Here is a 23,510-nt window from a genome sequence, read left to right as displayed (position 1 = left end):
TCGAAGCTACGTCTAACGAAATTTTGTTCGTCCCGCAACGAACCAACGATTCTGCGCAATTTTGCGCTGGTGGCACAACGAATGCTCACAGGCCATCAAGCTTCGAAAGACGCGGCAATCCCTGTGCGCGCTCAACGGCTCGAAGCCCATTTCGAACAACGCGAATCGAGGGGGCCTACACGTGAAGATCGCACTTATCAGTGAGCATGCGTCGCCTCTCGCGGTAGCGGGCGGTGTCGACAGCGGCGGGCAGAATATCTATGTCGCGCACGTCGCGCGGCAGCTCGCGCGCAACGGCCATCAAGTGGATGTCTTCACGCGCCGCGACCGTTCTCTCTTGCCGCTGGTGTCGCGTTTCGAAGGCATACGCGGCATTCGCGTCATCAACGTGCCGGCGGGTCCGCCGGTGCAACTGGCGAAGGAACAGCTTCTTCCGCACATGGACGAGTTCGCTCGCTTCATGATCGGCTTCTTCAAGAAGCAGGCGACGCCTTATCACGTCGTGCATGCGAACTTCTTCATGTCGGGACTCGTCGGTATGCGCATCAAGGAAGCGCTGGGCGTGCCGCTCGTCACCACGTTTCATGCGCTCGGCCGCGTGCGGCGCATTCATCAAGGCGCGGGCGATGGCTTTCCCGATGAACGCTTCGAGATCGAAGATGCGCTCGTGCGCGAATCGGATTCGGTGATCGCGGAATGCCCGCAAGACGAAGCGGACCTCGTGTCGCTGTATCGCGCGGAGCGCGAACGCATCGACCTCGTGCCGTGCGGCTTCGACAGCACCGAGTTTCATCCGATGAAGAAGGCCGAAGCGCGTGAACGTCTCGGCTGGCCGCAGGACCGCTTCATCGTGCTGCAACTCGGACGCATGGTGCCGCGCAAGGGCATCGACAACGTGGTGCGCGGCATCGGCCTCTGCAATCGCGAGTTGAACGAAGACGCCCATTTGTATGTGATCGGCGGCAACTCCGATGAAGCGAATGAGATCGCGACGCCGGAAATCGGGCGTTTGCGCGGCATTGCGCAGGAATGCGGCGTGGCCGACAAGGTGAACTTTCTCGGCCGTCATGGAAGGCAACGCCTCAAGACCTTCTATAACGCAGCCGATGTGTTCGTGACGACGCCGTGGTATGAGCCGTTCGGCATCACGCCGCTCGAAGCCATGGCCTGCGGCCGGCCGGTCATCGGCGCGGACGTGGGCGGCATCCGCTATTCGGTGGCGCACGAGGAAACGGGCCTGCTCGTGCCGCCGAAAGACCCGCGCGCGCTTGCCGATGCGCTCGCCACGCTCAAGCGCGACCCCGCGCGCGCCGAACGCATGGGCGCAGCGGGCCTCGAACGCGCTCGCGCGATGTTCACATGGTCCGGCGTCGCGCAGTCGCTCGAACGCGTCTATGCGCGCGTGGCGGGCGTCGATATCGCGCAGGACCTCGACAGCCGGCGCGCCGCATACGGCAGCGCCACCGCATGAAGCCCGCCGTTTTCCTCGATAAAGACGGCACGCTGCTCGACGACGTGCCCTATAACGTCGACCCCGCGAAGATGCGTCTTGCACCAGGCGCACGCGATGCGCTCGCCATCTTCGCGCGCATGAATGTGCCGATTGTCGTCATCAGCAATCAGAGTGGTGTCGCGCTCGGCAAGTTCGATGAATCCGCGCTGCGGCACGTTGAACGCAAGTTGCACGAGCTCGCTGCCGAAGCGGGCGCGCGGCTCGCGGGCATCTGCTGGTGTCCGCATCATCCGCAAGGCACGGTCGCACGTTATGCACGCGCATGCGATTGCCGCAAGCCCGCGCCGGGCATGATTCAGCGGGCCGCGCGCGAACTCGACCTCGACCTGGCGCGAAGCTGGTTCGTCGGCGACATCCTCGACGATATCGAAGCAGGCCATCGCGCGGGCTGTCGCGCGGTGCTGATCGACAACGGCAACGAGACGCTGTGGCAGCGCGGTCCGTTGCGTGAACCGGATGCCACTGCGAAGGACATGGGCGAAGCCGCGCGCATCATCGAGCGTGCGTGGCATGCGACGGAGCTCGCCACATGAAGCGGGATCCGCCACGGGCGAACGATATCGCCATCCCTCTTCAGCCCGCGAACGCGCACGCGCGCGCGCCGGCCATCGCGCCTCAGCGCGTATGGGGCGCGGACGTGCGGCGCATTCTCTGCATTCGACTCGACAATCTCGGCGACGTGCTGATGACGACGCCCGCGCTGCATGCGCTCAAACACGCGTATCCGGGGCGGCATCTCACGTTGCTCGCATCGCGCTCGGGCGCGCAGGCGGCGCGCTTCATCGACGATATCGACGACGTGATCGAATACGACGCGCCGTGGGTCAAGCATGACAAGCCCATCGATGCGAGCGGCGACATCGCGATGTGCGAGCGGCTTGCATCGCTCGACTTCGATGCCGCCGTCATCTTCACGGTCTATAGCCAGAATCCGCTTCCCGCAGCGATGTTTTGTCATCTGGCGAAGATTCCCCGACGCCTCGCGCATTGCCGCGAGAATCCATACGGCCTGCTAACCGATTGGGTCGCAGAACGCGAGCCGCAACAGGGCACGCGACACGAAGTCGAGCGGCAGCTTGCGCTCGTCGAGAGCGTCGGCGCAACGCACGCGGATACGCGCATGCGCTTCGCGTTGCGCGCCGAAGACGAGACATCGCTTGGGCGCAAGCTCGACGAACGCGGTGTCGATCTCGACGCGCCCTTCTTTGTCATGCATCCCGGCGCGACCGCTGCATCGCGGCGCTATCCGCCCGAGCGATTCGCGCAGGCCGCGCGCGTGCTCGCGGATCGAACCGGCTGGCCCGTGCTCGTGACCGGCTCGGCGAGCGAAGCCCCATTGTGCGAGACCGTCAGTGCCGGCGATGCGCGCGTCGTCAGTCTCGCGGGCGCGCTCGAACTGGGCGAGCTCGCGGCACTGATCGCTCATGCGCGCGTGCTGATCTCCAACAACAGCGGTCCCGTGCATATCGCGTCGGCGCTTAACGCGCCGGTCGTCGATCTCTATGCGCTCACTAATCCGCAGCATATGCCGTGGCAAACGCCGCATCGCGTGCTGTACCGCGATGTGCCCTGCCGCTGGTGCTATCGCAGCGTGTGTCCCGAAGGGCATCACGCGTGTCTGCTCGGCGTGAGCGTCGATGAAGTCGTCGATGCCGCGCTGTCCTTACTCGATGCCCGCACCGAACACCATCCTGCTCATCTGACACTACCCTGAGAGACGCGCCTTATGTACACACTCGGAATCAATGCGGTCTATCACGACAGCGCGGCGGCGCTGGTTCGCGACGGCGTCGTGATCGCGGCGGCGGAAGACGAGCGTTTCACGCATGTGAAGCATGCGAAGCGCCCCGTGCCTTTCTCGACGTGGCAGCTTCCTTTCGATGCCATCGACTATTGCCTGAAGGAAGCCGGCATCGAACTCGCGGATATCGACCATGTAGCGTATTCGTACGATCCGCATCTGTTCTCGGGCATGCCCAAGCAGGCGAAGGCGACCATCGCCCTGCCCTTCATGCCGTCGGAGCATGTGACTGGCAATCCCTCTGAATCGCCGTGGGACCCGCTTTTCCTGAGCTATATCGTCAATGCGCGCGGCCAGTTGCTCGACGGCGCGCCGCATCATCTGAAGAAGCGTTTCGCCAGCGGCGGACGCGCGCCGCGCTTCGAATGGCACAACGTCGATCACCATCTGTCGCATGAGGCGAGCGCGTTTCTCGCGGCGCCGTATGAGAACACGGCGGTGCTCACGATGGACGGCCGCGGTGAAGGCGTGACGACGAGTCTCGGCCAGTTCGTCGATGGCGAGTACAAGCGCCTCAAACAGGTGGAACTACCGCATTCGCTGGGCTTGCTCTACGAAGCCGTGACGGACTATCTCGGCTTCCTTCACTCGTCGGACGAGTACAAGGTGATGGCGCTCGCCTCGTTCGGCAAGCCCGCATACGTCGACCAGTTCCGCGAGATCGTGAAGTATCGCAACGACGGCAGCTATACCGTGGATGCGCCGCGTCTTGTCGAGCGCTTCGGCCCGCGACGCGAACGCGGCGGTCCGCTCACGCAGCATCACTACGACATCGCGCATTCGCTGCAAGTGGTGCTCGAAGAAACGGCGCTGGATCTCGCGCGCTGGCTGCATGAACGCACCGGCCTCAAGCATCTCGCGATGGCGGGCGGCGTCGCGCTCAATTGCGTGATGAACGCGCGTCTGCGCGACCGGGGTCCGTTCGAAGACATCTGGGTTCAACCTGCTGCGGGGGATGCGGGGACCGCGCTCGGCGCGGCGCTCTGGACTGACTATCAGGAGCGCGTGAAGCAAGGCGATAGCAGCCGCCGCTGGCACATGAATCACGCGTATCTCGGCCCGCGTTATGAAGACGACGAGATCGAGCAGTTCCTCAAGTGGTCGAAGACGCCGTATCGCCGGCTGAACGACATTGCGAGCGAAACCGCTGAGATTCTGGCGTCCAATCGCGTGATCGGCTGGTATCAGGGACGCACGGAGTTCGGTCCGCGCGCGCTCGGTGCCCGCTCGATCCTCGCGTCGCCGATCGATCCGTCCATGCAGGCGCGCCTGAACGAAATCAAGGATCGTGAAGACTTTCGCCCTGTTGCGCCCGTGGTGATGGAAGAACACGCCGCCGACTGGTTCGTCGATGCACGCGTCGCGCCGTTCATGCTCTTCGTATTCGATGTGCGCGAGGACATGAAGTCGCGCATTCCGGCGGTAACGCATATCGACGGCACCGCTCGCGTGCAGACCGTAAACCGCCCGCAGCATCCGCTCTATTACGACTTGCTCGCCGCATTCAAGGCGCGTACGGGCGTGCCGGTGCTCGTGAATACGTCGTTCAATACGCGCGGCGAGCCGATGGTCAATTCCCCGCGCGATGCGCTCGAATCGTTCTGGACCTCGCCGCTGGATGCGCTCGTGATCGGGCCGTTCCTGATCGAAAAGCCGGGAGTGCGTGCATGAGCACGATTGCAGGCTCGTTTCCCTACGACGGCGCGAGGGACGCGTCCACGCAGCGCAATGCGGGCGCAGCGGCGGGCGCGGCCTTCGACGTGTCGGTGGTCGTGCCGACGTATCGGCGGCCCGACATGCTGGAACGCTGTCTGCGCGCGATCATCGCGCAGGACTACGACAAGGGGCGCTTCGAGATCATCGTGTGCGATGACGGTCCCGATGAAGCCACGCGCTCGCGCGTGACCGCGCTCGCACGCGAGTTCGACGAAGCGCCCCGCATCCGCTATGTTCCCGTCACCGCGACGCAAGGCCCTGCGGGCGCTCGCAATGCGGGATGGCGCGCATCGGGCGCGCCGCTGATCGCGTTCACCGACGACGACACGATTCCCGATCCGCATTGGCTCGCGGCAGGCGTGGCCGCGTTGCGGGCGGGCGCGGACGCCGTATCGGGGCGTATCGTGGTGCCGCTCGGCCCTCGTCCGACCGACTACGAGCAAGACGCAGCCGGCCTTTCTCGCGCGGAATTCGCGACCGCGAACACGTTCGTGACGCGCTCGGCGCTCGCACGCGTGGACGGCTTCGATGCGCGCTTCACGTCGGCATGGCGCGAAGACTCCGACCTTCAATTCGAACTGATGCGCATTGGCGCGCATATCGTGCGATCGCACGATGCGATGGTTCTGCATCCGGTGCGGCCTGCGCGCTGGGGCGTGAGCTTGTCGCAGCAGAAGAAGAGCCAGTTCGATGCGCTGCTCTACAAGAAGCATCGGTCGCTCTTCAAGACACGCATTCGCAGCCTGCCGCCGCTGCTCTATTACGCGATCATCGTCGCGGTAGTCGTGGCGGTGTTCGCGCTCGCGAACGGCAACAACAAGCTCGCGGGCGTGTGCCTCGCGGCCTGGCTCGGCATGACCGCATGGTTCTGCTTCAAGCGCCTGAAGTCGACCGCGCTGACACCGTCGCACGTGCTCGAAATGGCGTGGACATCGCTATGGATACCGTTTCTTTCGGTGTACTGGCGAATTTACGGCGCCGTCAAGTTCCGCGTGGTGTTCATATGAAACCGGAGCACGTCGAGCGCATTGCGATTTTTCGGGCGCTTCAGCTAGGCGACATGCTCTGCTGCGTGCCCGCGATGCGTGCCCTGCGCCGCACTTATCCGAATGCACACATCGCACTGATCGGCTTGCCGTGGGCGCATAGTTTCGTCGAACGCTATGCGCATCTCGTCGATGAATTGATCCTGTTTCCGGGCGCCGTGGGCTTTCCGGAGCAGGAAGAAACGGACGCGCACCTTCCCGCCTTTTACGATGCCATGCGCGCGCGCCGCTTCGATCTCGCTATCCAGTTGCACGGCAGCGGCGGCGTGGCGAACGATATCGTCGAAGCGATGCACGCGCGCGTCAACGCGGGCTTTCTCAAGCCGGACGAAGCGCCGCGCGCAGGCGTATTCATTCCGTGGCCCGACGCGTTGCAGGAAGTCGCGCGCTACAACGCGCTGATGCAGGCGCTCGGTATCGATGCGCACGACACGCAGCTCGAAATTCCGCTCACGCAACACGACACGCGCGAGTGCGACGAACTGATCGAACGATATGGCCTCGACACCGCGCGGCTTGTTCTCGTGCATGCCGGCGCCCAGTTGCCTTCGCGACGCTGGCCCGCCGAACGCTTCGCGCAAGTGGCAGCCGCGCTTTCGAGCGATGGCTGGCAAGTCGCGTTGACCGGCAGCGCAGGCGAAGCGGCCATCACCGCGAGCATCGCGAACACGCCCGGCGTGAACGCGATCGACCTGACCGGCAAGACTTCGCTCGGCGGGCTGGCGGCGCTGGTCGCGCGCGCGCGACTCATCGTGTGCAACGACACGGGGCTTTCGCACGTGGCGGCCGCGATGCGAACGAAAAGCGTCGTCATCGCCTCGGGCAGCGACACGCAACGTTGGGCGCCGCTCGATCACGACAGGCATCGCGTGCTCGCGGACTATCCGCCATGCCGTCCGTGTTCGTTCCGCGAGTGTCCGTATGGGCATCCTTGCGCGCTCAACGTGAGCGTCGCGCAAGTGCTCGACGTCGCACGACTTCAACTGCCCGTAGAAAAACTGGAAACCGATGCCCACTGCTAATCAACGACGTCTGCGCGTGCTCACATGGCACGTGCACGGCAACTACCTCTACTACCTGACTCAGGCGAAGCACGATTTCTATCTCGTCACGAAGCCCGGTCATCCGCCCGGCTACGCGGGCAAAGTCGGCGTGCTGCCGTGGGGCGATAACGTCCATGAGGTACCCGCCGACGAAGTGGCTTCGCGTGAGTTCGACGTCGTGCTGTTTCAGCATCGCACGCACTGGGACGACGATCGCATCAACCTGCTTTCGGATGCGCAGCGGCGCTTGCCTCGCGTGTATATCGAACACGATCCGCCGCAGGAGAATCCGTTCGAGCAACGCCATTGGGTGCAGGATCGCGACACGCTACTCGTGCATGTGACGCACTTCAATCGCCTGATGTGGGACAGCAGCGAGACACCGACGCGCGTGATCGAACATGGCGTGGTCGTGCCGGAAGGCGTGCGCTATACGGGCGAGAAGGACCGCGGCATCGTCGTCATCAATCATTTGCGGCAGCGCGGGCGCAGGCTCGGCAGCGACGTGTTCGCGGATGCCGCGCAACGCGTGCCGCTCGATCTGGTCGGCATGGACGCGGAATCGGCGGGCGGTCTGGGCGAGATCGGCAATCTGGATTTGGCTGCGTTCTCCGCGCAATACCGCTTCTTCTTCAACCCGATTCGCTGGACGAGCCTGGGACTCGCAATCGTCGAAGCCATGACGATCGGCATGCCGATCATCGGTCTCGCTACGACGGAGCTCGCCACCGTCATTCGCAACGGCGAGAGCGGCTTCATTCATACCGATACGAACGCGCTCGTCGATGTCATGCAACAACTGTTGCGCGATCCCGCAGAAGCGCGGCGTCTCGGCGATGGCGCGCGCCGTCTTGCGCTCGAACGCTTCAACATCGACCGCTTCGCCGCCGAATGGGAAGCGACCTTGCGCCATGTGTGCAGTTGACCGACCGCGACCCAATCACCACAAAAAGGAACCGACATGAAGGAAGCATATCGCAAGCGCATTCTGGTGACGGGCGGCGCGGGCTTTCTCGGCTCGCATCTGTGCGAACGCCTGCTGGCGCAAGGGCACGACGTGCTGTGCGTCGATAACTTCTATACGGGCACGAAGGACAACATCGCGCATCTGCTCGACAGTCCCAACTTCGAACTGATGCGTCATGACGTGACCTTTCCGCTGTACGTGGAAGTCGATGAGATCTACAACCTCGCGTGTCCTGCGTCGCCGGTTCATTATCAGCATGATCCGGTGCAGACCACGAAGACGAGCGTGCACGGCGCGATCAACATGCTCGGGCTCGCCAAGCGCGTGAAGGCCAAGATTTTTCAGGCATCGACGAGCGAAGTGTATGGCGATGCGCGCGTTCACCCGCAACAGGAAGCGTACTGGGGCAACGTGAATCCGATCGGCCCGCGCTCATGCTATGACGAAGGCAAGCGTTGCGCCGAAACGCTTTTCATGGACTATCGCCGGCAGCATGGTCTCAACATCAAGATCGCGCGGATCTTCAATACGTATGGCCCGCGCATGCATCCGAGCGATGGCCGCGTGGTGTCCAACTTCATGATGCAGGCGCTCGCCGGCGAGCCGATCACCGTCTACGGCGAAGGCACGCAGACGCGCTCGTTCTGCTATGTGGACGACATGGTGGACGCCTTCATCCGTTTGATGAACACGCCCGACGACGTGACGGGCCCGGTCAATCTCGGCAATCCGCATGAACTGTCGATGTTGGAGATCGCGCAGCGCATCGTTGCGTTGACGGGCTCGAAGTCGGAGATCGTGTTCCGCCCGCTGCCGATGGACGATCCGTGGCATCGTCAGCCGGATATCACGCAGGCGCGCCAGCTTCTCGGCTGGGAACCGGTGACCATGCTCGACGAAGGCTTGCGCCGCACCGCCGCGTACTTCCGGCAGATCATCGAGGCGCAACAGACCCGTTCGGCACTGGCTACGCTTTGACGTTGAGTCCCGGCAGTCCGCGCGCTTCGTCTTCACGAGAAGCGGCGACTGCCTGCGCGAGCGCCTTGGCGAAACCTGCAATCGACGAGAAGTCGCCGTGCACGCGCTCGCGAAAGTATCCGGCCCACGCGAACTTGGCATTGGCCTCGGGAGGATCCGAATAGACGCCCGCCATTCGCACGAATGCGGCAAGGCTCAGATACGGATCGTCCGGCATCGCGGCAATGGACGGCGGCAGTGCTTCGACCGGCGTATCGCGGCCTTGCTCATCGAAGGGATGAAGCCAGCGCCGCTCGCGCAACGCGGCGATGAACGAAGCTTGATCGCGGTCGCTGTAGTCGCACGCGATCATGACCGGCACGACCTCGATGCCTAGTTCGTGCCACGCGCGCGCCCAGTGATGGTGATCGATCACATGCAGCGTGTCGCCCGGCCCGCGCACCAAACGGAGCGCGTGTTCGCGCAGAAATGCCGCGCGTTCGTGCTCGGGCGTGCTGCTCGTTTGATGCACTTTCTCGCGCACATGCTCCATACCGAGCGCGCCTTGCGTCGGTCTCAGTTCAACGATGCGCGCCGATGCTTCGGTGTCCATATCATCTCCTCATGCTTCGGTGCGCGCGGCGACCTGCCGGATCGCCGCGATCAGCCGCTCGGCGGGAACGGGCTTTGTCAAGTGCAACTGAAAGCCTGCCATCTGCGCGCGGAGCCGGTCTTCCGTCTGCGTGTGTCCGGTCAACGCAATGGCCGGCATGCGCTCCCCGAGCGACACGCGCCGGCTTGCTTCCAGTTCGCGCACGCGGCGCAACACCTGATAGCCGTCCTCTTCGCCGAGCACGATGTCGCACAAGAACGCATCGGGCCATTCCTGCGTGGGCGCTTGCGCGAGCCATTCGAGCGCTTCCTTGCCCGATGCCGCCAGTCTCACGCCCGCCCCGGACATCTCCAGCACCGCGCCGAGCGCCTCGCGAGCGGCTTCCTGATCGTCCAGCACCATGACGCACAGGCCCTCCAGATTGCCGGTAACGTTTGCGTTCGGCTCCGCGAGGCCCGCGAGACTGTCGGTATCGACCACGGGACGCAGCGGCATCATCGCGACATAGGCGAGGTGGCCGTCGACATAGCCGACCGTGAACGTGCCGCCCGTTTCCGCCAGCGCCTGTTCGAGCCGGCGAGCCTGCTCCTGCGAAAGCGGCGCGGGCTGCGCGCGACGGCCCAGCACGCAAACACGTACCTGATTCGCTTCGCGTTCCACACGCAGTTCGACGCGCTCGCCACGCTCCGCCGCGCGTATCTCCGTGCGACACAGATCCGCGATCACGAACTGCAACACGCCGGGGTCGCCGGTCACGCGCAAGTCGGCATCGGGCATCATGGTGTAAAGCTGCACGCCATGTTCGACGATCTCCTCGTGCAGACCATCGACCACGCCCGCGATCAACGCGCCGAGGCCGACCGGTTGCGCCGACACCTTGCGCTGCACTTGCGCGAGCTCGCCCTGTTGCGATTGCAGCGCCCACATACGCGCATACACGCCGCCGCGCTCGATCAGTTCCGCGTGCTGACCTTGCTCGACGATGCGGCCGTGCTCCATCACGAGAATCCAGTCGGCATTCACGACAGTCGAGAGCCGGTGCGCGATGACGATGGACGTGCGGCCTTGCGCGAGCCGGTCGAGTTCACTTTGAATAGCGCGCTCGGAGCGCGTATCGAGCGCCGAGGTGGCTTCATCGAACACGATGATGCGAGGATCTTTCAGAATGGCTCGAGCGATCGCGATGCGCTGCCGCTCGCCGCCCGAGAGCCGCACGCCGCGTTCGCCGACGCGCGTGTCGTAATGATCGGGCAATCGTTCGATGAAGCTGTCCAGTTGCGCCGCACGCGCCGCGCGCACGACATCGGCGCGCGTGGCGGATGGCCGGCCGTAGGCGATGTTATAGGCGATCGTATCGTTGAAGAGCACCGTGTCCTGCGGCACGATGCCGATGGCTTCGCGCAGGCTCTTTTGCGTGACCTGCCGGATGTCCTGACCGTCGATCGTAATCACACCGGCCGTCGGCGAATAGAGCCTGAAAAGCAGCTTCATGAGCGTGGACTTGCCCGAGCCGCTGCCGCCCACCACCGCGAGTTTCTTGCCCGGATGCGCGCGGAAGTCGATATCGCGCAGTATCTGTCGCGCCGGATCGTAGCCGAAGTCCACATGCTCGAATTCGATCTCGCCGGCCGTCACGACGAGCGGCTTGGCATCCGCCTCGTCCACGTCTTCACCGCGACGGCCTCGCGCAAGCAGAATCTCGAACATGCGTTCGACATTGACGATGGCATCGTTCGTCTCGCGAAACACGAAGCCGAGCGTGTTGAGCGGCGCGCACACTTGCACGATATACGCGTTCACGAGCACGAGGTCGCCCACGCTCATCGTGCCCGCCACCACGCTCTGCGCGGCGAGCAGCATCACGGCTGCGATGCCGATGGCGATCACGGTGCTTTGCCCCACATGCAGGATCGTCAACGCGCGCTGGTTCGCGGTGCGCGCGTCGACCCACTTGTCGAGCACGGTGGAAAGACGCTGGCGTTCGACGTCTTCGCTCGCGAAGAGCTTGACGGTCTCATAGTTCAACAGGCTGTCGACGAGGCGGCTGTCCGATTGCGCTTCGAGCCGGTTCACCGCGCGTTGAAAACGCATGCGGTAGCGCGTGAAAATCAGCGTATAGATCGCGTAGCAAACGAACGTCGCGCCGATCGCAACCATGAAGGTCTTCGCATACTGGCTCACCATGATGGCGACGACCGTGCCGATTTCGATGAGCGTCGGCACGATGGTGAAAATGGCCACGCCGAGCAGAAAGCCGATACCGTCCGCGCCTTTTTGCACGTCGCGCACCACGCCGCCCGTTTCACGCTGCGCGTGAAAACGCGCGCCCATGTTGTGCAAATGAGAGAACGTGCGCGCGGAAAACGATGCAACCGTGCGTTGCGTGACGACGCTGAACAGCACGTCGCGCGCTTCGTTGAGCACGTCGCCGAGATAGCGCATCAGCACGTACGTCAGGATCACGAAGACCGGGAATACGGCGTTCGCGGTGGGCTTGCTGAACTCGTCGATGACGTGTTTCAGCATCAGGGGAACGGACACCACCGCAAGGCGCGACGCAATCATCAACGCGACGGCACCGAGCGTCTGCAAGCGAAACGTCCAGATCGCCTGCCAAAGGTCCTTCACGATGCGGTTACGAACTTGCGAGCGGCTGATTTCCGTGGACGCAGTCATCATGTGCATGCTTCCATTCTCGTTGTCGATGCAAGCAACGCGTAAAGCGGCAGCAAGTGCCGCGCCCGCGCACGCCCGTTCGTCTTTCGATGCCTAGAAAAGCGCTTGCTGTCCCGACATCAGCGTGGCGAAGTCGTTGCGCAGGAACGGTAGAATGCCGTCGGCCACGGGCTGTAGCTGCTTGCTCACGTAATGCTCGTAGTCGATCGGCGCATGACGCGCTTCGACCGGCTCGGGGCCGCCGACCGTCATCACGTAGCTGATCCATCCACCGTTCTGATATTGCAGCGGGCGTCCCTGCTGCGCGTTGAATTCGTCAGCGGTCCGCGCGGCGCGTACATGCGGCGGTACGTTGCGCTCATAGTCGTCGAGGCTGCGACGCAGACGCTTTCGATAAATCAACAAGTCGTTCAGCTCGCCGCGCCGCGTGCGCTCGACGTAATCGCGCACATAGTCTTCATAAGGCTCGTCCTTGAAGATGCGCATATAAAGCTCTTGCTGAAAACGCTGTGCGAGCGGCGTCCAGTCCGTGCGCACCGTCTCTAGCCCTTTATAGATGATTTCTTCGCTGCCGTCCGCGCGTTGCGTGAGTCCCGCATAACGCTTCTTGCTGCCTTCGTCGGTGCCGCGAACCGTCGGCATCAGGAACCGCTTGAAGTGCGTTTCGAATTGCAGTTCCAGTGCGCTTTCGAGGTCGAATGTTTCGCGCAGATGCTCGCGCCAGTAATCGTTGACATGCTCGACGAGCGCGCGGCCGATGCGCGCGGCGTCGTCCTCGCTGCGGGCGCGGCGCAGCCACACGAAGGTCGAATCGGTATCGCCGTAAATGACGCTGTAGCCGCGTGCTTCGATCAGCTCGCGCGTGCGATGCATGATTTCATGGCCGCGCATGGTGATGGACGAGGCGAGCCGCGGATCGAAGAAACGGCAGCCGCTCGAACCGAGCACGCCATAGAACGAGTTTATGATGATCTTGAGTGCTTGCGAAAGCGGCTTGTTGCGCTGACGCTTTGCCGCCTCGCGCCCTTCCCATACTTGCTCGACGATGGCGGGCAGACAATGCTTGTCGCGCGAAAAGCGCGCGCCGCGAAAACCGGGCACGGTGCGCGTCTGTTCTTGCGCTTCGCTCATGCCTTGCGCGAGACCGACGGGGTCGATCAGGAACGTACGAATGATCGACGGATACAGGCTCTTATAGTCGAGCACGAGCACGGAATCATAAAGACCGGGCCGCGAATCCATGACGAAACCGCCGGGACTCGCTTCTTCCGGCACGTCGCCGAGATTGGGCGCAACGTACCCTAAGCGATGCATGCGCGGCATGTACAGATGCGTGAACGCCGCGACCGAGCCGCCGCTGCGGTCGGCGGCCAATCCTGTCACCGTCGCGCGTTCGAGCAGGAAAGGCAGAAGCTCGGTCTTCTCGAAGATCTTCGTGACGAGCTCGCAGTCCGTCAGGTTGTAGCGTGCGAGCGCAGGCTTGTCTTCGCGAAAGCGCCGCGCGATCTCGTCCATGCGCGCGTACGGACTGTCGATCGCCTTGCCTTCGCCCAGTAGCGATTGCGCGACGTATTCGAGGCTGAACGAAGGAAAGTTCCACGTCGCCGAGCGCAACGCCTCGATGCCGTCCACCACGAGCCGTCCCGCGACGGATGCAAAGAAGTGATTGCGCTTCATGCCGTGCTCGCGCCATTCGATCACGCTGCCATCCCGGCCAATGGCCAGCGGCACGTCATAAGCGTCGGCATGCTTTTGCCGCACGCGCAGATCGAACTGCACGACGTTCCAGCCGATGATCGCATCGGGATCGTGCTCGGCGATCCACGCGTTGAAACGCTGAAGCATCTCCGCGCGGCTCGCGCAATATTCGAGGTCGAAGTCGAGCGGCGGATGCGCCTCGCCCGTGCGTGGCCCGAGCATATAGACCTGCCGCGCGCCGCAGCCTTCGAGCGCGATGGAATAGAGCTCGGCCGTGGCGCTCGTTTCGATATCGAGCGAGACGAGCTTGAGCGTCGGACGATACGCCGGCGCAGGCTTCAGCTCACTGTGAACCACGCCGTCGCGCGCTTCGCCTTCGAAGGAAACGGGCGCGGTGATGAACCGCTCCATCAGATAGCGCTCGGTCGGACGGATATCCGCTTCGTAGACGGTCACGCCCGCATTCTTCAGCGTCTTTTCGAGCGCGAGCAATTGACGATACTGCGCGCAATAGAGCCCCAGCACCGGCTTCTGGCGAAAGTCCGTGAGCGGCAGTTCGCGCAATTGCGCATCGCGCACCGTGCGCACGAGCGGCTCGGCCGTATCGCGATCTTCCGCGCGGATAAACGCAACCGGCGTTTGCGGCGCGATGCGGACCTTGCGCGGACCGTCATCGGTGGCGAGCCAGAAGTCGACCTCGGTGCCCGCAGCCGTATCGCGCCAATGACGCGTCAGCAAAAAGCCCTGCTGGGAGTGATTCGGTGCCTGAGCCAAGGCGTGTCCTTCGAAAGCGCGTGCCATCGAAGCATTTTACTTGGGGGCGGAAAATGCAGCGGCGCGCATGAAAAGCGCGCCGGCGTGAACGAAGCGAGAAAGCTAGTGCAGAAAGTAAAACGCGGTAGCGGCATGCCGGTCATCCACCATCCAGAACATCCACGCTGGATGGTCCTCGAAGGATGCGCCGGCGCCGCTACCGCCTAAGCAGCCTGTGCGACCAGGCTTGCGCGCGGCGGCTGCAAGGCCGCCACGTTTTCGAGTGCGACATGCGCCGGAAACTCCGGTGCTGGCGGCACTTCGCTCTTGCTAGACACAACCTCCAGAGCGGCTTCTTGAACGGCCTGTCGAGCGGCCGCCGCTTTCTTGGTCTTCCCCGCGCGTGACGGCGGCTGGCAGGCCCCGCACACCACGTTGTTCTGCAAATCATGTTTGTGTGCGACAAACTTCCCGGTGCAGCGGCAGCACGCCGTCATCTGCAGCATGCCCGCGTCGAAGAAGCGCACAAGAGTCCAGGCCCGCGTAAGGTCGAGTACCGCCTCGGCGCCGCTATGATTGCAGTGCTCGAGATACAGCCGATACCCCTTGGTCAACGCATCGAGATGCGAACAACCGGCTTCGTTCTTGAGGAACGTATAGGTGTTGTAGAAAAGCGATGCGTGGATATTCGCGAGCCACGTCATGTACCAGTCCGCCGAAAACGGCAGCATGCCCTTGGGCGGCGACACGCCCTTCACTTCGCGATAGAGACGAATCATGCGATCCCGCGAAAGCGTGAGTTCGCTCTCCAGCACTTGCATGCGCGCGCCGAGTTCGATCAGCGCGATGGCGCGGAACACTTCCTGGGCGTCTTCGGTGAGGCTCTTCTTCAGCATGGCTCGCTCCGTCTCTCTTAAGCGAACTGTTCGGCCGGCTGGCCAGCCAGCAGGATGGCTGCGTGCGTCGGCGCGATGTCCGCGTTCTTCGCGGGCTGCGTCAATGCGGACAGCATCGAGTGATCGTTGAAGCGGAAAGCGCACAGCAAGTTGTCGGATTGCGCGAGCTTGACGACCTGCGCGAGCGTGAGCCCCGACAGCAGGTCAGCCAGTTCGGCCGACAGCCCGAGCCGAAACATGCCGATGGCCCGGTCCTCGCGCAGCAGACGCTGTGCGAGCATGATGTAAGACAAGTTGATTTCCCGGATCGATTCCAGCGTCTCGCGACCGTTCATGGTTGCTGCTTCCAGTAAATCCCCGATTTTCTCGCCGGCTTTTGCCGATATCTTTTTTGTGCCTCACCGGGCTCTCTTCGCCCGGCTACGAACTTTGATACAGGCCGTTACAAGTTGTAACAACACTGTGAAACGGATTCTAAGTACGGCCTTAATCGAACGCAAGACCATCTCAATAATATTTTGTTGCAAACAACACTTTCGATCGGTAACGTTTGCTTCGTCGAGAAACCGGCAAGTTTGACTGCGTTTCGACGTGAGTTTTTCGTCTGCTCGTTCGAATTTCGCGAGGCTGGTTTTTTATATGAGTAATCGCCTGACGCCCGGAACAACGGGGCGTTCGGGCGTTCGGTTGACACATTGAAGGGATATTTTTGAGACGCGCTTTTCGGCCAAAAAACGGTAAAAAAGCCGCGATACCGGAAATTACCGATTCGCGGCTATAGATGTAATAGATTCTGATGTGTTGTTACTTGGCTGTGACATCGGACAAAACGAGGGTTTGCCCGATGCTTACCGCTGAGGCACGCCTTTGCGCCACGCGCCCCAGTGCGAGACGATTTCCTGAACGAAAGGATTGCCGGTCAGATACAAATTTTGAATGGCGGGTGTAAAACCGCCCTGCGCCGAATAGTTCAGAAGGTTGTCGCTGGCCGTCTGTCCTTCGTACGGCCGGTCGAAGTCCGAGCCGGCGCGCAGATCCGCCACGCGGGACAAATCCACTCGCCTGACGCTCGCGGCGCGCTTGAGCGCCTCGAAGGTCGCGTTGTCCTCCTGCTGCGTCGTGCAGTAGACGCCCTTTCCGTCGGTCAGGAGGCGCGTCCAGTAACGCGCCCGCTCGCCGATGTACTTGCCCGACCACCAGGTATCGCCTGCGAGCGTGTCGCACTGGATCACGCGTGGCGGCTGGTTCGCGGGGGCGTAGTTGAACTTGGCGCGTGCCACCTTCGCCTGATCGCTGTCGGAGAGCGTCACGTTGCGCGAAAGCGCATAGGCCGCGTCCGCGAGCGACGCGTTCAGCGCGAACACTTCCGTGCGATAGTCGAGCGGCGGTTTGTCGTGCGGACTCTTCGTCTTGATGCCGAGGAAGCCGGTCGGCCAGTCCGCCGGCTTTTCGCGGGCGTCGATTTCCCACTGAATGCCGAAATCGACCAGATACTTCGCCCACGCCGCCGAGCCGAGCGTCCCCCGCGCCGGATCGATTCCGGCGATCCCCGCGATCAGGAAGTACGTGTGCCGCAGGTCGAAGCGGTCGGAGAACGTAAGCGCCATGATCGACGCCGTGGCGTTCGCGTGGCCCATGCCGGTGGTGATGACGCACACGTCGTCGCGATTACAGTGCACATCCGGATAGTCCGGCGAGAGTCCCGGCACATGCACCGCCTGCCACGGGCCGAGGTTGTCGAGCCAGACCTGGCCTTCGGGCCCGAACATGGTGACGATCATCACCTTGACGTGCCGGCCGCCGTCTCCGTGGCGTTCGCCGTCTCCGTGGCGTTCGCCGCTCATGTCGTCGGGTTGTTGCGCGAAGGCGCAACCGGTGAAGGCACACAGCGTCGCGAGGCCGGCGGCGGCGAGCGCCGTGCGCATTTTCGCGGGCGCGCGCTTGAAACGAGTCGATTGAAACCGTGCGGCGATTTTCATGGCGAGCATCGTCCTCTTGAAGGTTCGAACTTCGAAGAAAAGCCGCCGCGCCGTGGCAATCATGTGCCGGCGCGGCCGGCCCGGACGATTATAGGAGAGCCAATAAGCTATTCGACCGCGCGGGCTCCCATGCTCATGTGCCGCTCATGTACCGCTCTGCGCGCCGCGCGGCGGCGGCGCGTTCGCGGCGACATTGCTGCCCGAGGCCGCTTCGCTCGTCGGATGCTGCGACGCCTTCGACGGCTCCGCGCGCTGTTCCGCGCCGGCCCGTTCGCTATCCTGCTGGAGCTCCTGCGCGGTCTCGTGCCCGTTGCCGCCGACGATCACGAAATTGCGCTGCGGATTCGCGATCTCGATGCCGCGCGCCGTGAACTCGTTGAGAATGCGCCGGTTGAACTCGCGCTGCACCGGCCAGCGCGCGCTGTCGCGACACTGAATCTGGCCGGCGAGCGTGACGGTCGAACCATCGACCGCATCCACGCCCCAGAAGCTGAAGTCGGAGAGAATGCCGTCGCGGAACGCCTCGTCCTGGCGCAGCGCGCTGCCGATCTCCTTCAGCGTCGCAATGGCGAGATCGACGTCCTGGCCGAGCGCAATCGATACGCGCACCGCCGCGTTGCCGATGCCCCGGTTCGTGTTGTTCACCGTTGTCACCGAACTGAACGGCACGGTGTACAGCGAACCGTCGCCGCCGCGCAGCCGCACCGTGCGGATCGACAGATACTCGACGGTGCCCGACACGCCCGCGACCGTCACCCAGTCGCCGACCTGCATCGCGTTTTCCATCAACAGGAAGATGCCGGTGATGAAGTCCTGCACGAGCTTCTGCGAGCCGAAACCGAGCGCCACGCCGAAGATACTGGCGCTCGCGAGCAGCGGCGCGGTGTTCACGCCGATCTCCGAGAGCCCCGTCAGCACGACCACCATGCCGATGACGACGAGGAGCGCCGTGCGCATCATCGGCAAGAGCGTGCGCAGGCGCGCGGCACGCACGCGGTCGCCCGTGGCGTTCCACTGTTCGAGACGACGCTCGACCAGCACGTTGGCCGTCTCCCACACGAGCACCGCGAAGACGGCGGCGACCGCGATGGTCAGAATCGCCGACGCGAGCCGGTTGCCCACGCCGCCCGAGGTGAAGAAGCGCACGACATGCACGCCCCACACTTCCAGCAGCGCAATGACGGTCGCCACGCCGATGACCGTCTGCACGATCCGGCGCAGCACCGGGTAATAGCGGTACGCGTGGCGATGCGCGATGGACTTGCTGGCGAAGTCTTCGTCGTCGTTGTCGCGGAAGATGCGCCCGAGCGCGCCGAACGCGACGATCGCAGCCACGCGCGCGCCGACCAGCACCAGCAGCGACACGCCGCCGAGGTGGAAGAGCGTGCTGTAGCCGTTCTGCACGTCGAGCGCCCAGACGAACCACAGCGCGATCACGAAGAAGATCGCGACGCCCGCCCAGACATCGGCGACCCAGCTGCCGACGAGCGCGACCGACCGATACGCCGTCATGCGCTGGCGAATGCTCTCGCCGACGAGCCTGCGCGATTCGAAGATCACCCACGCGACCATCAGATGCACGACGAGCGTGACGACCTTGAGAATCGCGATATGCGCGGCATCGGTCAGGCCGAGCGGCTCGCAGCCGTTCGCGAGCGCGATGCCCGCGCCCGCCACGATCACGATGCGCAGCAGCCAGCGGTACATGTACATCGCGTACTGATCGCGCATTTGCAGGAGCCGCAAGCCCCGCGCGCGCGGCGCGACGAAGAAGCCGAACACGATCATCACGAGGCGGCAGACCAGATACACGTCGATCAACGCGCCCGCGACGTGCGCCTCGGTCGTGTTGTCGTCGATGAAAAACGACATCAGAATGGTCGCCGCGCCCATGAACACGCCGAGCGGGATCAGCTTCAGCACGAGATAGAGCAGCGCGTTCGGCAGACGCCGCAGCAAGGTCCAGTGCCGCGCCGCATGGCGCTTGCCGCGCGCCGCGTCGGCCTTTCGCTCCGCGACATGCTGCTGCACTTCGTCGCCAGAGCGGTGCGCCGCATCCTCGGCATGTTCGGCGGCGCGTTGCTCCTGCACCAGTTCCGGCTCGGTCACTTCGGCGTCCGCGACCCCGCGCGCGGCGACTTTCTCGCGCGACTTCCTCAGAAGACGCCCCGCCAGATATTCGATCACGAGCGCGGGCAGGAGCGAGAGCAGCACCGACCATGCGACATGGGCCATCAGATCCCGCGCCTGCTCGCTCGCGAGCCGGTCGTGCCACCAGTGCACCACCGAGCGCACGTTGAGCAGCGCCGCCACCGAGTGCCGCAGCCCCGTGCCGAAATGCACGAGCCAGTTGCCCGCCTGACGCGAAATCTGCGATGCGAGGCCGTTGGCCTTCAGCGAATTCGCCAGCACGCCCGACGCCCCGGATGCCGGCGCGGCGCCCGCAGCGGAAGCGGGCTGCGCCGCGCTCGCGGGCGCGGCGAGCGTGCCGGCCGCGGCTACGGCGCGCAGCGTGTCGGCTACTTGCGCGCGCCGCTGCGGATCGTCGAGAACGGAGAGCGCATCGCGCGCCTGTTGCGGCGTCAGCGCGACCGCAGGCTGCGACGCATGCTGCGCGGGCGCTGCGGCCAGCGCGGTTGGCGAAAGCATCGAGACGAGGCCCGACACGACAATGAAATAGACGGCAAGTAGATAGTTGCGCATGGGTCGGATGAAGATCACGAAATTTCGGGGACTCGATGCGGACGACGCGCACGGCACGGAATCACGCGATGGCTCGACAGGCGGCGCGCCGCAAGCACTGCACGCCGCGGACCGAAGCGTGCTATCGCGTTGAAGTTGAAACCACAATGACAAGGACAATGCTCAAACGTTCGCAGTACCGGGGTCGATTTCGCTGGTTGAAAGACGGTGCGCGCGGGGCGAAAGTCGCGCTCGCGGCGACTTCGTTGTCTGTAGCACTTGGCGCACCCGCTCCGCTTTTCGCGTCGCCGGGCGGCATGCCGAACACGCCGCGCGCCGCGTCGGGCGCCCTTGAGGCGAATGGGCGACACACAGCGCCGTTGCCCGAGATGGGCGTCACGCAGGTTCCGGACCACGGCCGCACCCAAGTGCCCGCGACGCCGGTCACGCCGCGCCCGCACTATGCGCGGGCGCCCGCGCATTTGCCTTGAGTCTGCCTTATATGCAGCGCGGGCTCAGGCTGCGGCGGCTGACTTGCGCACGTCGCGCGGCACATCCGGCTCGAAGAACACCCAGCGCACTTGCGGGAACGCACGCTGGAGATCGTCCTCGATGACGTTGATCGCGTCGATCATCGCGCGGCCGCTCGCATAGTCGATCATCTCGGCCTGAACCGCGACGACGAGATGCTTGCCCCACTGCAACGTAATGAGGCTGATGATGTGCGTGACTTCCGGACGGGCGCGCAGATGCGCGTCGATGGCCTTGCGCACTTCGGGGCTCGCGGACTCGCCGACGATCATCGACTTCACCTCGCGGGCGACGAGAAACGCGATGACCATGAGCAGCAGGCCGACGCCGATGGAGCCGGCGGCATCGTAGGCGGGGTTGCCGGTGATCATCGTGAGCAGCACAGCGGTGAAGGCGATGGCGAGCCCCGCGAGCGCGGCCACGTCTTCGCCCGCCACGACGAGCAGCTCGGATTCGCGCGTCTCGCGGAACCATCGCCATAGCGTCTTGTTCGGCGTGGTCTTGCGAATCTCGCGCATGGCGCCGGCAAGCGAGAACGCCTCCAGCGCGACGGACACGCCGAGAATCACAAGCGCGACGATCGGATTCGACAACGGCTCGTGATGCATCAGCCGATGCGCGCCCTCGTACACCGAAAACGCGCCGCCCACGAAGAAGAGCAACAGCGCGACCAGAAGCGCGTAGAAGTAGATCTCGCGTCCCGAGCCGAGCGGATGCAGCGCGTTCGCCGGCGCCTGCGCGCGCTTCAGTCCGAAAAGCAGCAGCAGTTGATTGCCGCAGTCGGCGGTGGAATGAATGGCTTCCGCGAACATCGAGCCGGAACCCGTGAACGCGGCTGCCGCGAACTTGCAAACCGCAATGCCGAGATTCGCGGCGAGCGCGTAGAAGATGGCTTTCGGCGATTCTTCCTTCATGTGCACCCGCTGAGGATTGTCCAGGAGAGTTGTGTTAGCGCACCTCGACGCGCCCCGCGCCGTCCGTCATTTCGCCGATGACCGCCGCCTCGGCGAAACCATCGGCACGGAAAATCGCCAGCACGTCGTCGACGGCTTCGGGCGCGCATGACACGAGCAGCCCGCCCGATGTCTGCGGATCGGTGAGCAAGGTTCGGGCCGCTTCCATCGACGTGCCCGCCAGTTCGCCCAGCGTGACGTCCGCGCCATACGCCGCCCAGTTGCGGCCCGACGCGCCCGTGAAGATGCCGGCCTGCACGAACTGCTCGACCTGCGGCAGCCACGGCAGCGCGGCATAACGGATGCGCGCCGTCAGCCCCGCGCCGCGCGCGAGTTCCAGCGTGTGCCCGAGCAGACCGAAGCCCGTGACGTCGGTGAGCGCGTGAACGCCGTCAAGCTGCGCGAGTTCCGCGCCGGGGCGATTGAGCTTCGTGGTCGCGGCGATCATCGCGGCGTAGCCGGCCGCGTCGAGTTGATTCTTCTTGAGCGCCGCCGAAAGCACGCCGACGCCGAGCGGCTTGCCGAGGATCAGCACGTCGCCCGCGCGGGCGGCCGCGTTGCGCTTCACGCGCGACGGATGCACGACGCCGAGCGCCGCGATCCCGTAGATCGGCTCGACGGAGTCGATCGAGTGGCCGCCCGCGACCGGGATGCCCGCCTCCGCGCACACCGCCTCGCCGCCCTTCAGCACTTGCGCGATGACGTCGTGCGGCAGGACATTGATCGGCATGCCGACGAGCGCGAGCGCGAGAATCGGCTTGCCGCCCATCGCGTAGACGTCGGAGAGCGCGTTGGTCGCGGCGATGCGGCCGAAGTCGAACGGATCGTCGACGATCGGCATGAAGAAGTCCGTCGTCGCGACGATGGCTTGTTCATCGTTGAGCCGGTACACGGCGGCGTCGTCGGCGGTATCGTTCCCGACGAGCAGATTCGGGAACGCGGGCATCGGCGCGCTGCGCTTGAGCAGATCGGCGAGCAGGCCCGGCGCGATCTTGCAGCCGCAGCCGCCGCCATGCGAGAGGCTCGTGAGACGCGGGCCGTTTGTCGATTCAGGAGTAAGTGCGGTATCGGTCATCGTTTGAGTCATGCCAGAAAGTCTTCGATGACCTGCATTATCGCCGCTCGCGGCCCGGCGCGTCTTTACGCGATCCGTTCGAAGAGGCCGGGGTAGTCGGTCACGAGGCCGTCGTCATCGACCGCGATCTCGGCGGTGAATCCCGTGTCGAGTCCTTCGAAGCGGTAACGCCTGTTCGGCTCGATACATGTATAGGCTTGCGCGACGGCGCTCACCGTCATCTCCGGAACACGCACGTACGCGACGCGAATCTCGCGCCGCTCGCCCGGCTGCAAGCGCAGGCGGCGGATGGGCAACGTGTTGGTGAACGGCGTCGCGATGATGTCCACGTCGATGCAGCCGTCGAGAGCCTCGTGCGGCGCGCCGTGCTCGTCGGTCCACGCCTGCGCGCGATGCAGATCGATCGACCCGCCGCCGGCTAGCTTCACGGCAAGCCGCGTGACCTGCCAGCGCGCATCGCACTCGATGCGGTAGGTGATGCCGAACGCCCCGGCCTCGCCTTCGCCCACGACGACGCTTTCGATGACGACGCCATCGGACCGCTCATCGAGCACGAGGTGCTCGAGCCCTCGGCCATCCCGCTGCATCCATCGCGCCTGTTTCATGATGTG

19 protein-coding genes are annotated in these 23,510 nt (G+C 64.1%); 9 read left to right on the top strand and 10 right to left on the bottom strand.

Going from position 1 to position 23,510, the window contains the following annotated elements; genetic code table 11:
• Nucleotides 1-181: 181 nt before the first annotated feature.
• From NCR34_RS17465 to NCR34_RS17430, 8 genes are read left to right on the top strand one after another with little or no spacing between them, the layout of a single operon-like run.
• A complete protein-coding gene (locus NCR34_RS17465; RefSeq protein WP_250500679.1) occupies nucleotides 182-1,471 on the top strand; it encodes a glycosyltransferase family 4 protein in 1,290 nt (429 codons plus the stop codon).
• Nucleotides 1,468-2,046, top strand: coding sequence for a D-glycero-alpha-D-manno-heptose-1,7-bisphosphate 7-phosphatase (locus tag NCR34_RS17460; RefSeq protein WP_250500678.1), 579 nt, complete (start codon nucleotides 1,468-1,470; stop codon nucleotides 2,044-2,046). Before NCR34_RS17465 ends, NCR34_RS17460 begins: the two co-directional genes overlap by 4 nt.
• Nucleotides 2,043-3,227, top strand: a complete 1,185-nt coding sequence (gene waaF, locus NCR34_RS17455) for a lipopolysaccharide heptosyltransferase II (protein ID WP_250500677.1) — start codon at nucleotides 2,043-2,045, stop codon at nucleotides 3,225-3,227. The genes NCR34_RS17460 and waaF overlap by 4 nt, the downstream gene beginning before the upstream one ends.
• Nucleotides 3,228-3,239: 12 nt before the next feature.
• Nucleotides 3,240-4,985 carry a carbamoyltransferase family protein gene (locus NCR34_RS17450; protein ID WP_250500676.1) on the top strand — a complete coding sequence of 582 codons (1,746 nt, stop codon included), beginning with the start codon at nucleotides 3,240-3,242 and terminating at the stop codon, nucleotides 4,983-4,985.
• Entirely contained in the window at nucleotides 4,982-6,037 is a 1,056-nt protein-coding gene (locus NCR34_RS17445) for a glycosyltransferase family 2 protein (protein ID WP_250500675.1), read from the top strand. Before NCR34_RS17450 ends, NCR34_RS17445 begins: the two co-directional genes overlap by 4 nt.
• A complete protein-coding gene (locus tag NCR34_RS17440; protein ID WP_250500674.1) occupies nucleotides 6,034-7,098 on the top strand; it encodes a glycosyltransferase family 9 protein in 1,065 nt (354 codons plus the stop codon). The genes NCR34_RS17445 and NCR34_RS17440 overlap by 4 nt, the downstream gene beginning before the upstream one ends.
• Complete coding sequence (locus NCR34_RS17435) at nucleotides 7,085-8,044, top strand: glycosyltransferase family 4 protein (protein ID WP_250500673.1); 960 nt, start codon at nucleotides 7,085-7,087, stop codon at nucleotides 8,042-8,044. The genes NCR34_RS17440 and NCR34_RS17435 overlap by 14 nt, the downstream gene beginning before the upstream one ends.
• A 36-nt stretch (nucleotides 8,045-8,080) precedes the next feature.
• Nucleotides 8,081-9,064: a UDP-glucuronic acid decarboxylase family protein gene (locus tag NCR34_RS17430; RefSeq protein WP_250500672.1), complete on the top strand. Its 984-nt coding sequence runs from the start codon at nucleotides 8,081-8,083 to the stop codon at nucleotides 9,062-9,064.
• Here NCR34_RS17430 and NCR34_RS17425 read toward each other — a convergent pair.
• The 7 genes from NCR34_RS17425 to NCR34_RS17395 form a co-directional block, all read right to left on the bottom strand.
• On the bottom strand, nucleotides 9,054-9,656 hold the full coding sequence (locus tag NCR34_RS17425; RefSeq protein ID WP_250500671.1) for a ParB/Srx family N-terminal domain-containing protein: 603 nt from the start codon (nucleotides 9,654-9,656) through the stop codon (nucleotides 9,054-9,056). The genes NCR34_RS17430 and NCR34_RS17425 overlap by 11 nt on opposite strands.
• A gap of 9 nt (nucleotides 9,657-9,665) precedes the next feature.
• A complete protein-coding gene (locus NCR34_RS17420; protein WP_250500742.1) occupies nucleotides 9,666-12,332 on the bottom strand; it encodes an ATP-binding cassette domain-containing protein in 2,667 nt (888 codons plus the stop codon).
• Between the two features lie 93 nt (nucleotides 12,333-12,425).
• The gene (locus NCR34_RS17415; RefSeq protein ID WP_250500670.1) at nucleotides 12,426-14,831 is read right to left on the bottom strand and encodes a DNA polymerase II; all 2,406 of its coding nucleotides are present in this window, start codon (nucleotides 14,829-14,831) and stop codon (nucleotides 12,426-12,428) included.
• Nucleotides 14,832-15,007: 176 nt separating this feature from the next.
• Nucleotides 15,008-15,679, bottom strand: a complete 672-nt coding sequence (gene flhC / locus NCR34_RS17410; protein WP_175941722.1) for a flagellar transcriptional regulator FlhC — start codon at nucleotides 15,677-15,679, stop codon at nucleotides 15,008-15,010.
• A 17-nt stretch (nucleotides 15,680-15,696) separates the two neighbouring features.
• A complete protein-coding gene (gene flhD, locus NCR34_RS17405; protein WP_175941724.1) occupies nucleotides 15,697-16,014 on the bottom strand; it encodes a flagellar transcriptional regulator FlhD in 318 nt (105 codons plus the stop codon).
• Nucleotides 16,015-16,527: 513 nt separating this feature from the next.
• Nucleotides 16,528-17,604, bottom strand: a complete 1,077-nt coding sequence (locus tag NCR34_RS17400; protein ID WP_502800101.1) for a purine-nucleoside phosphorylase — start codon at nucleotides 17,602-17,604, stop codon at nucleotides 16,528-16,530.
• Nucleotides 17,605-17,802: 198 nt separating this feature from the next.
• Nucleotides 17,803-20,361, bottom strand: a complete 2,559-nt coding sequence (locus tag NCR34_RS17395) for a mechanosensitive ion channel domain-containing protein (RefSeq protein WP_250500741.1) — start codon at nucleotides 20,359-20,361, stop codon at nucleotides 17,803-17,805.
• Between the two features lie 245 nt (nucleotides 20,362-20,606).
• Between NCR34_RS17395 and NCR34_RS17390 the strand changes: the two genes are divergently transcribed.
• Entirely contained in the window at nucleotides 20,607-20,831 is a 225-nt protein-coding gene (locus NCR34_RS17390) for a hypothetical protein (protein ID WP_250500668.1), read from the top strand.
• Between the two features lie 24 nt (nucleotides 20,832-20,855).
• Here NCR34_RS17390 and NCR34_RS17385 read toward each other — a convergent pair whose 3' ends face one another.
• The 3 genes from NCR34_RS17385 to NCR34_RS17375 all read right to left on the bottom strand — a co-directional run bounded on the left by NCR34_RS17385 (nucleotide 20,856) and on the right by NCR34_RS17375 (nucleotide 23,504).
• Complete coding sequence (locus tag NCR34_RS17385) at nucleotides 20,856-21,785, bottom strand: cation diffusion facilitator family transporter (RefSeq protein WP_250500667.1); 930 nt, start codon at nucleotides 21,783-21,785, stop codon at nucleotides 20,856-20,858.
• A 34-nt stretch (nucleotides 21,786-21,819) separates the two neighbouring features.
• Nucleotides 21,820-22,899 carry a selenide, water dikinase SelD gene (selD, locus tag NCR34_RS17380; protein WP_250500666.1) on the bottom strand — a complete coding sequence of 360 codons (1,080 nt, stop codon included), beginning with the start codon at nucleotides 22,897-22,899 and terminating at the stop codon, nucleotides 21,820-21,822.
• A gap of 65 nt (nucleotides 22,900-22,964) precedes the next feature.
• Nucleotides 22,965-23,504 carry a putative glycolipid-binding domain-containing protein gene (locus tag NCR34_RS17375; RefSeq protein WP_250500665.1) on the bottom strand — a complete coding sequence of 180 codons (540 nt, stop codon included), beginning with the start codon at nucleotides 23,502-23,504 and terminating at the stop codon, nucleotides 22,965-22,967.
• Nucleotides 23,505-23,510: the final 6 nt, after the last annotated feature.

Source organism: Caballeronia sp. GAWG1-5s-s (assembly GCF_023631445.1).
Taxonomy (GTDB): Bacteria; Pseudomonadota; Gammaproteobacteria; order Burkholderiales; family Burkholderiaceae; genus Caballeronia.
This window is presented reverse-complemented; position numbering and strand designations above follow the sequence as displayed.